The following is an 8,138-nucleotide window of genomic DNA, read 5'->3' as shown; positions in this document are numbered from 1 at the left end:
ACGGGGAGGGGAATGGGTGGGGGCGGGGGGGGCGAGACCCCCCGGCCTCATGAGCCGGACGTCGTCGAGAGCAGCATCCGCTGGAGCTCCCGTGCAGCCCGTGGCGGAGCCACATCGCTCCGGTGCGCCAGCGCGATGGTGCGATGCAGCCCGGGCCGGGCGAGCGGAGTGACCCGCAGCCCACGCCCAGCCCGGGCAGCCACCATCCGCGGCACCACAGCCACCCCAAGCCCCGCCCCCACAAAGCCAAGCACCGCATCCATCTCCCCACCCTCCACCGCAAAATCCGGCTCAAACCCAGCGGAGCGACACGCGGCGACAGTCAGCTCCCGCAGGTCGTACCCGTACCGGAACATCACCAGCCGCTCACCCTCCAGGTCGGAAATCCGCACCGTACGGCCCCGCCCCGGAGCCGGTGCGTCCGGGGACGACACCACCACCAGGTCCTCCCGCAGCACCTCGACCGTGGTCAGCGCGGGCGACGGCGAAGGCAGCGGCAGCACGACGAGGGCGAGATCGAGTGCACCGCGAGCGAGTTCCCGTACGAGATCATGCGAACCGCCCTCCTCGATCAGTAGCCGGATGCCCGGATACCGGTCGTGGAAGGTACGCAGAACGTCCGGCAGCAGCCCCGTGCACACGCTCGGAGTCGCACCGAGACGAACCCGCCCGCTGCGCAACTGAACCAGTTCCCCCACCTCGTGCCGAGCGGTCTCCGCGTCGGCCAGGATGCGGCGGGCCAGCGGCAGCAGTGCCTCACCGGCGTCCGTCAGCGTGATGTTGCCGCGTGCGCGCAGGAACAGATCCGCCCCCAACTCCCGTTCCAGCGCCTTGATCTGCTGGGAGAGGGACGGCTGCGCGACATGGACGAGGTCCGCGGCCCGGGTGAAGTGCCGGGTCTCGGCGACGGCCACGAAGTACTGGAGCTGCTGGAACTGCACCCCACCACCATAGGTCCTGGCTATCGAAACCAGCCAGACCATGTCTTGGACCGATCAGGACTTCCGGCCATAGCGTGCGTCTCATGGCTCTGGCAACGCGGACGGATCGAAAACCGTCCATGACCCGCACGATGTGGGACTCCTCCGTCGGCAAGAAGACGGTCATGGCCGTGAGCGGTCTGATCATGCTGGCGTACCTGGTCGTCCATATGCTGGGCAACCTGAAGATCTTCTTCGGATCCGACGAGTTCAACGAGTACGCGCACGCCCTGCGTACCCTCGGCGAACCCTTCCTGCACTACGAATGGGCGCTGTGGATCACCCGCGTCGTCCTGGTCGCCGCCGTCGTCGCGCACGCCGTCTCCGCATACCAGTTGAGCCGCCGCGACATCAAAGCGCGGCCGACGAAGTACGTGCACAAGAAGCCGCGGGCCAGTTACGCGACACGGACGATGCGCTGGGGCGGGATCATCCTCGGCCTGTTCATCGTCTGGCACATCCTCGACCTGACGACCGGCACCGTGCACCCCGGCGGCTTCGAGGCCGGACACCCGTACCAGAACGTGATCGACACCTTCTCCACCTGGTACGGCAACGTCATCTACATCGTCGCGGTGCTCGCGCTCGGCCTGCACATCCGGCACGGCTTCTGGAGCGCGGCGCAGACCCTCGGGGTCGGCAGCCGTACTCGTGACCGTGCCTTCAAGACCATCGCCAACGTGCTCGCGCTGGTGCTGACGGTGGGCTTCGTCTCCGTACCCGTGGCTGTGATGACCGGAGTGGTGAGCTGACATGACCGCTGAGTACGCCGACTACGCGACCGGGAAGCCGATCGCCGACACCAAGGCCCCGTCCGGACCCGTCAACGAGCGCTGGGACACCCGCCGTTTCGAGGCCAAGCTGGTCAACCCCGCCAACCGCCGCAAGCACACGGTGATCGTCGTCGGCACCGGCCTCGCGGGCGGCTCGGCGGGGGCCACGCTCGCCGAACAGGGCTACCACGTCGTGCAGTTCTGCTACCAGGACTCACCGCGTCGCGCCCACTCGATCGCCGCGCAGGGCGGCATCAACGCCGCCAAGAACTACCGCAACGACGGCGACTCGATCCACCGGCTGTTCTACGACACCGTCAAGGGCGGCGACTTCAGGGCCCGCGAGTCCAACGTCCACCGCCTGGCGCAGATTTCGGTCGAGATCATCGACCAGTGCGTGGCGCAGGGCGTGCCCTTCGCGCGCGAGTACGGCGGCCTCCTCGACACCCGGTCCTTCGGCGGCGTACAGGTGTCCCGGACCTTCTACGCCCGCGGGCAGACGGGCCAGCAACTGCTGCTCGGCGCGTACCAGGCGCTCTCCCGGCAGATCGCCGCCGGCAATATCGAGATGCATCCGCGGACCGAGATGCTGGACCTGATCGTGGTCGACGGGCGGGCGCGCGGGATCGTGGCCCGCGATCTGATCACGGGCCGTATCGACACGTACTTCGCGGACGCCGTCGTCCTGGCGAGCGGCGGTTACGGCAACGTCTTCTATCTGTCGACGAACGCCATGAACTCCAACGCCACCGCGATCTGGCGGGCGCACCGGCGCGGCGCGTACTTCGCCAACCCCTGCTTCACCCAGATCCACCCGACGTGCATCCCGCGCACCGGCGAACACCAGTCGAAGCTCACGCTGATGAGCGAGTCGCTGCGCAACGACGGCCGGATCTGGGTGCCGAAGGCGCAGGGCGACCAGCGGCCGGCGAACGAGATCCCCGAGGACGAGCGCGACTACTACCTGGAGCGCATCTATCCGTCCTTCGGCAACCTCGTGCCCCGCGACATCGCCTCCCGGGCCGCCAAGAACGTCTGCGACGAGGGCAGGGGAGTGGGCCCCGGAGGCCAGAACCAGAGGGGCGGAGCCGAAGGCTCCTCGGTTGAGGGCGGTGGTGGGAGACGGGAGGGCGTGTACCTGGACTTCGCCGACGCGATCAAGCGCATGGGCCGCAAGGCCGTCGAGGCCAAGTACGGCAACCTCTTCGACATGTACCAGCGGATCACCGACGAGGATCCGTACGAGGTGCCGATGCGGATCTATCCCGCCGTGCACTACACGATGGGCGGGCTGTGGGTCGACTACGACCTGCAGACCACCATCCCCGGCCTGTTCGCGATCGGCGAGGCCAACTTCTCGGACCACGGGGCGAACCGGCTCGGCGCCTCGGCCCTGATGCAAGGGCTGGCCGACGGTTACTTCGTACTGCCGTCGACGATCAACGACTACCTCGCCCGAAATCCGCACCATGAGCAGGTCACGGCCGAACACCCCGTTGTCCAGGAGGTGTTGGCCGAGACCGAGGACCGCCTCAGCCTGCTCCTCGCCGTCGACGGCGACCGCACCCCCGACTCCTTCCACCGTGAACTCGGCGAACTGATGTGGGAGTTCTGCGGAATGGCGCGTACGGAGACGGGGCTGCGCAAGGCCCTGGAGCGTATCCCGCAGATCCGCGAGGAGTTCTGGCGGCGTATCAAGGTTCCCGGTACCGGCGAGGAGTTCAACCAGTCGCTGGAGAAGGCGAACCGCGTCGTCGACTACCTGGAACTCGCCGAGCTGATGTGCCTCGACGCCCTGCACCGCGCCGAGTCCTGCGGCGGCCATTTCCGGGAGGAGTCCCAGACCCCGGACGGTGAGGCGGACCGCCGGGACGAGGAGTTCTCGTACGCGGCGGCCTGGGAGTTCACAAGTACGGGCTCTGCCCCGGTCCTGCACAAGGAAGACCTCGTCTTCGAGTACGTCCACCCCACTCAGCGGAGCTACGCATGAAGCTCACCCTGCGCGTCTGGCGGCAGCGGAACGCCGACGCCGACGGAGCGATGTCCACGTACGAAGTGGACGACATCTCGCCCGACATGTCCTTCCTGGAGATGCTCGACACCCTCAACGAGGAGCTCATCCTGGGTGGCGAGGACCCCGTCGCCTTCGACCACGACTGCCGTGAGGGCATCTGCGGCGCGTGCTCGCTCGTCATCAACGGCGACGCGCACGGTCCGGAGCGTACGACCACCTGTCAGCTGCACATGAGGTCCTTCAAGGACGGCGACATCATCGATATCGAGCCGTGGCGGGCCTCCGCCTTCCCGGTGGTGAAGGACCTGGTGGTCGATCGGTCGGCCTTCGACCGGATCATCCAGGCCGGCGGCTACATCACCGCGCCGACCGGCGCCGCGCCCGAGGCCCACGCCACGCCCGTACCGAAGCCGGACGCGGACTTCGCGTTCGAGCACGCGGAGTGCATCGGGTGCGGGGCGTGTGTGGCCGCTTGCCCGAACGGGGCCGCGATGCTGTTCACCTCGGCGAAGGTGAACCACCTGAACGTGTTGCCGCAGGGTGCGCCCGAGCGCGAGACCCGTGTGCTCGACATGGTGGCGCAGATGGACGAGGAGGGCTTCGGCGGCTGCACGCTCACCGGCGAATGCGCCACCGCCTGTCCGAAGGGCATCCCGCTGGTCTCCATCACCGGTATGAACAAGGAGTGGCTGCGCGCGACCCGCAGGTCGGGAAAGCGTTAGCCGTACGTCGTTCGCCGTCAAGGTGCGGACGGGCGGGGCCGGGAGTGGTGCTCTCCGGCCCCGCCAAGCTTTGTCAGGGCCGCCGCACCCGGGGATTCAACAAGCCCACATCCCACCTCTCTGCGCAGGTTACGCGCCGGTCAGCCGGCGTCGGGAGAACAGGAACGAGCACGCCGTACCCAACCGGCCCGCTCACCTTCCGCTCCGCTCACCTCCGGCCGCACACCGGCCAACGTCCCCAGGAGAGAGCCAGCCATGACCGGCGTAACCACGCTCGACAGCCCGCCGCAGACGACCGCACCCACCCGCTACACCGTCACCCTGGCCCGCGACGAGGCGGACGTGCTGGCCGCGCAGCGGCTGCGGCACGACGTCTTCGCGGGCGAGATGGGCGCCCTGCTGACCACCCCGCAGCCGGGCCTCGACATCGACGCCTTCGACGCCTACTGCGACCACCTGCTCGTCCGCGACACGGTGACCGGACAGGTCGTCGGCACCTACCGGCTGCTGCCGCCGGAGCGCGCCGCGATCGCCGGACGGCTCTACTCGGAGAGCGAGTTCGACCTCGGGCCGCTCGCCGGGATCCGCTCCGGGCTCGTCGAGGTCGGCCGCTCCTGCGTCCACCCCGACCACCGGGACGGTGCCGTCATCGGTCTCATCTGGGCCGGTATCGCGCGCTACATGGTCGAGGGCGGCCACGAGTGGCTCGCGGGCTGCTGCTCCATCCCGCTGGCCGACGGCGGCGCGCTCGCCGCGGGCACCTGGGACCGCGTACAGGAGAAGTACCTGGCGCCCGAGGAGTACCGCGTACGCCCGCTGCTGCCCTGGAACCCGGAGGGCATCCAGCGCCCGGCCCGCACCGAACTCCCCGCGCTCCTGCGCGGCTACCTCCGCCTCGGCGCCTGGGTCTGCGCGGAACCCGCCCACGACCCCGACTTCGGAGTGGCCGACCTATACGTGCTGCTGCCGATGCACCGCGTCAACTCCCGCTACCTGCGGCACTTCCTGTCGCTCGTCCCGGCCTGATGAACGCCTCTCGGGTGTATTTGACGGGTGCGCTGCGCACCGCGGTGCTGCTCCGCCCGCGGCGTGGCGCGGCGGCCCTCGCGAGTCCCGGCGCGGGCGCGGCCGCGCTCCCCGGGCGCCGGGCAGTACCCCGGCCGCGCGCACGCCGTGCCGGGACGCACCTCGCGGACCGTCCCGCTGCGCCGGGCGTCGCCCCGGCCAGCGCCTGGCTTCCCAGCGCCCCGTGCACCCCGCATGCCTGCGTGGAGTCCATGGGGTCCCTGGCCGCCGTACCGCGGGCCGTGCTACGGCTGACCGTGGTCGTCGCCGTGCTCCTCGTCGGGATCGTGCTGATCCCGGTCGTCGGCCGGCTCGCGGCCATGCGGCGCGACCGTGCCATCCGGCTCTGGTGCCGGACGATTGTGCGCGCGGTGGGCGTACGCGTACGGACCGCCGGAGCCGCCCCGCCCACCGGCGGGCTGCTGCTGGTCGCCAACCACATCTCCTGGCTGGACATTCCGCTCCTCGCGGCCGTCCGTCCCGGGCGGATGCTCGCCAAGGCCGAGATCCGGAAGTGGCCCGTCGCGGGCGCGCTGACCGCGCGCGGCGGGGCGCTGTTCATCGAACGGGACCGGCTGCGCGCGCTGCCGACGACGGTCGCGCGGATCGCGGACACCTTGCGTGACGGCGCCGCGGTCGTGGTCTTCCCCGAAGGCAGCACCTGGTGCGGCCGGGCCCAGGGGTCGTTCCGCAGGGCCGCCTTCCAGGCCGCACTGGACGCCGCCGCCCCCGTCCAGCCGGTGCGCCTGCACTACCGGCTCGACGGGGGAGCGGCGACCACGGCACCCGCGTTCGTCGGGAGCGACTCGCTGCTCGCCTCCGTGTGGCGGGTCGCGTCGGCACGCGGACTCGTGGCCGAGGTACACGTACAGCCGCTGCTCGCACCGGACAGCGCACCCGACCGCCGGACCCTGGCCCACGCCGCCGAGACGGCCGCCACCCACCGGACCCGCGCGAACTCGGAAGGGGACCACAGAGCGGCGTCCTCAGCAGGTCCGGCGAAGTCCGATGCGGTTCGGGCAGCGGCCCAAAGAGGCGCGGGGCTGCGCCAATTCGCGGCTCCGCCGCGATGGGGAAGCGACCAGCCACCACGGACCTGCGGGTGACGCACCGGACTTCCAGCGGAGCGCTCAGGCAGGGCCCGCGCCGCCCAGACCCGCGATCCGGGCCAGCCTCTCGTACGAATCCAGGAGGGCGTCGCGGTCGTACGTGCTGGTCGTGACCAGGACCTCGTCCGCGTCGGTCTCCTTGAGCACCGTCTCCAGTTCGTGGGCGACCTGCTCCTCGGTGCCGGCGATGTGCCCCTTGAGCCCGGACTCGTAGAGGCCCCGTTCCTTGTCGCCCATCCTCAGCGCCTCGACGCGCTCGGCGGGCGGCAGCGGCGGGAAGGTGCCGCGGGTGCGGGAGTGCGCCATCGACCAGGCCTCCGGGAGCAGCAGACGGCGGGCCTCCTCGGGGCTGTCCGCGACCGCGATCGTGCCGGAGATGACGACGTACGGCTCGCTCGCCCAGGCGGAAGGCCGGAACGTCGCCCGGTAGTGATCGATGCCGCGCCGCATCTTCTCGCGGCTGCGGAGGTCGCCGATGACCATCGGCAGGCCCGCCCGGGCGGCGATCGTGGCGCCCTCGCCCATGGCCAGCACGAACGGCGGCACGGTCAGCCCCTCGGCCGGACGCGCGTGCACTCCTGTCGGAGAGGTGCCGCGGAACCAGCCCAGCAACTCCTCGAGCTGCCCCGCGAAATCGTCGGCGACGTCCTTGTCCCGGCCCAGCGCCTTGCGCACGCCGTCGGTGAAGCCCACGGAGCGGCCCAGACCCATGTCGATACGTCCCGGGAACAGGGACTCGAGGACGCCGAACTGCTCGGCCACCACCAGGGGCTGATGGTTCGGCAGCATCACTCCGCCCGTGCCGACCCGGATCGTGCGCGTGGCGGCGGCGACCGCGGCGGCCAGCACGGTCGGTGCGGAACCGGCGACTCCGGGCACGCCGTGGTGTTCCGAGACCCATATCCGGTGGTAGCCGAGCCGCTCGAGCTCCTGGGCCAGCCGCACGGTCTCCCGCAGCGCCTCCGGGGCGTCGTGCCCCTCCCGGGTGCGGGAGCGGTCCAGGACGGAGAAACGGGTCGCGTGCACACGAGAGCCCCGGTTCTCGCGGGTGTTGAGATGGTGCTGGTTCGACATGGCTTCTCCGCTGGAAGTGGACTCCCTTGTCTCAACCGTCGATCGGCGGATTTCTTCCGCGGTGCCATGATCGGTTCGGGGGTCAGCGCACTCGCCGTTCCTCCAGCGGTGCGGCCCTCAGCCGTCCGGCGGCGTCGCCCGGCAGGTGCGGGGTTGGGAACTGCCGCGGGTGTACTGAGCGGGAGTGACTTTTGGTGAATGTGAGTGAGTGCCGAGGCCGGATGCCGTTGGTGCCGCCGCCCGGCACCTACGCCGGGAGGGTCATCCATGCCGTGGGGTGCGTTCTCGGTCTCCGTTCTTCGGTAGGGGAACTGGGGTTCTTGGGTCGAATGGGTGACCTTTGCGGCTGATGCTCGTTGACTGCCGTGACGGGATCTTCGGCCGGGCGGGGGGTGAAGGGG

7 protein-coding genes are annotated in these 8,138 nt (G+C 70.3%); 5 read left to right on the top strand and 2 right to left on the bottom strand.

Going from position 1 to position 8,138, the window contains the following annotated elements; genetic code table 11:
- Positions 1-47: 47 nt before the first annotated feature.
- Positions 48-941: a LysR family transcriptional regulator gene (locus G6048_RS45240; RefSeq protein ID WP_165345442.1), complete on the bottom strand. Its 894-nt coding sequence runs from the start codon at positions 939-941 to the stop codon at positions 48-50.
- Between the two features lie 83 nt (positions 942-1,024).
- Between G6048_RS45240 and G6048_RS45235 the strand changes: the two genes are divergently transcribed.
- The 5 genes from G6048_RS45235 (at position 1,025) to G6048_RS45215 (ending at position 6,660) form a co-directional block, all read left to right on the top strand.
- A complete protein-coding gene (locus G6048_RS45235) occupies positions 1,025-1,732 on the top strand; it encodes a succinate dehydrogenase (protein WP_165345441.1) in 708 nt (235 codons plus the stop codon).
- Position 1,733: 1 nt separating this feature from the next.
- Positions 1,734-3,743 carry a fumarate reductase/succinate dehydrogenase flavoprotein subunit gene (locus G6048_RS45230; RefSeq protein ID WP_165345440.1) on the top strand — a complete coding sequence of 670 codons (2,010 nt, stop codon included), beginning with the start codon at positions 1,734-1,736 and terminating at the stop codon, positions 3,741-3,743.
- Positions 3,740-4,489 carry a succinate dehydrogenase/fumarate reductase iron-sulfur subunit gene (locus G6048_RS45225; RefSeq protein WP_165345439.1) on the top strand — a complete coding sequence of 250 codons (750 nt, stop codon included), beginning with the start codon at positions 3,740-3,742 and terminating at the stop codon, positions 4,487-4,489. The genes G6048_RS45230 and G6048_RS45225 overlap by 4 nt, the downstream gene beginning before the upstream one ends.
- Positions 4,490-4,744: 255 nt before the next feature.
- Positions 4,745-5,515, top strand: coding sequence for a GNAT family N-acetyltransferase (locus tag G6048_RS45220; RefSeq protein WP_165345438.1), 771 nt, complete (start codon positions 4,745-4,747; stop codon positions 5,513-5,515).
- 251 nt (positions 5,516-5,766) lie between these two features.
- On the top strand, positions 5,767-6,660 hold the full coding sequence (locus tag G6048_RS45215) for a lysophospholipid acyltransferase family protein (RefSeq protein ID WP_165345443.1): 894 nt from the start codon (positions 5,767-5,769) through the stop codon (positions 6,658-6,660).
- A gap of 24 nt (positions 6,661-6,684) precedes the next feature.
- Here G6048_RS45215 and G6048_RS45210 read toward each other — a convergent pair whose 3' ends face one another.
- Positions 6,685-7,737 carry an LLM class flavin-dependent oxidoreductase gene (locus G6048_RS45210; RefSeq protein WP_165345437.1) on the bottom strand — a complete coding sequence of 351 codons (1,053 nt, stop codon included), beginning with the start codon at positions 7,735-7,737 and terminating at the stop codon, positions 6,685-6,687.
- Positions 7,738-8,138: the final 401 nt, after the last annotated feature.

The organism is Streptomyces ureilyticus (genome assembly GCF_011045025.1).
GTDB lineage: Bacteria > Actinomycetota > Actinomycetes > Streptomycetales > Streptomycetaceae > Streptomyces > Streptomyces ureilyticus.
The sequence above is the reverse complement of the archived record's forward strand: the minus strand, read 5'-3'. Positions and strand labels throughout refer to the sequence as shown.

Bases quoted from the DNA above. Each gene is read 5' to 3' on its own strand.
- G6048_RS45235 (WP_165345441.1), top strand. From the start codon at position 1,025: ATGGCTCTGGCAACGCGGACGGATCGAAAACCGTCCATGACCCGCACG.
- G6048_RS45230 (WP_165345440.1), top strand. From the start codon at position 1,734: ATGACCGCTGAGTACGCCGACTACGCGACCGGGAAGCCGATCGCCGAC.
- G6048_RS45225 (WP_165345439.1), top strand. From the start codon at position 3,740: ATGAAGCTCACCCTGCGCGTCTGGCGGCAGCGGAACGCCGACGCCGAC.
- G6048_RS45220 (WP_165345438.1), top strand. From the start codon at position 4,745: ATGACCGGCGTAACCACGCTCGACAGCCCGCCGCAGACGACCGCACCC.
- G6048_RS45215 (WP_165345443.1), top strand. From the start codon at position 5,767: ATGGGGTCCCTGGCCGCCGTACCGCGGGCCGTGCTACGGCTGACCGTG.
- G6048_RS45210 (WP_165345437.1), bottom strand. From the start codon at position 7,737: ATGTCGAACCAGCACCATCTCAACACCCGCGAGAACCGGGGCTCTCGT.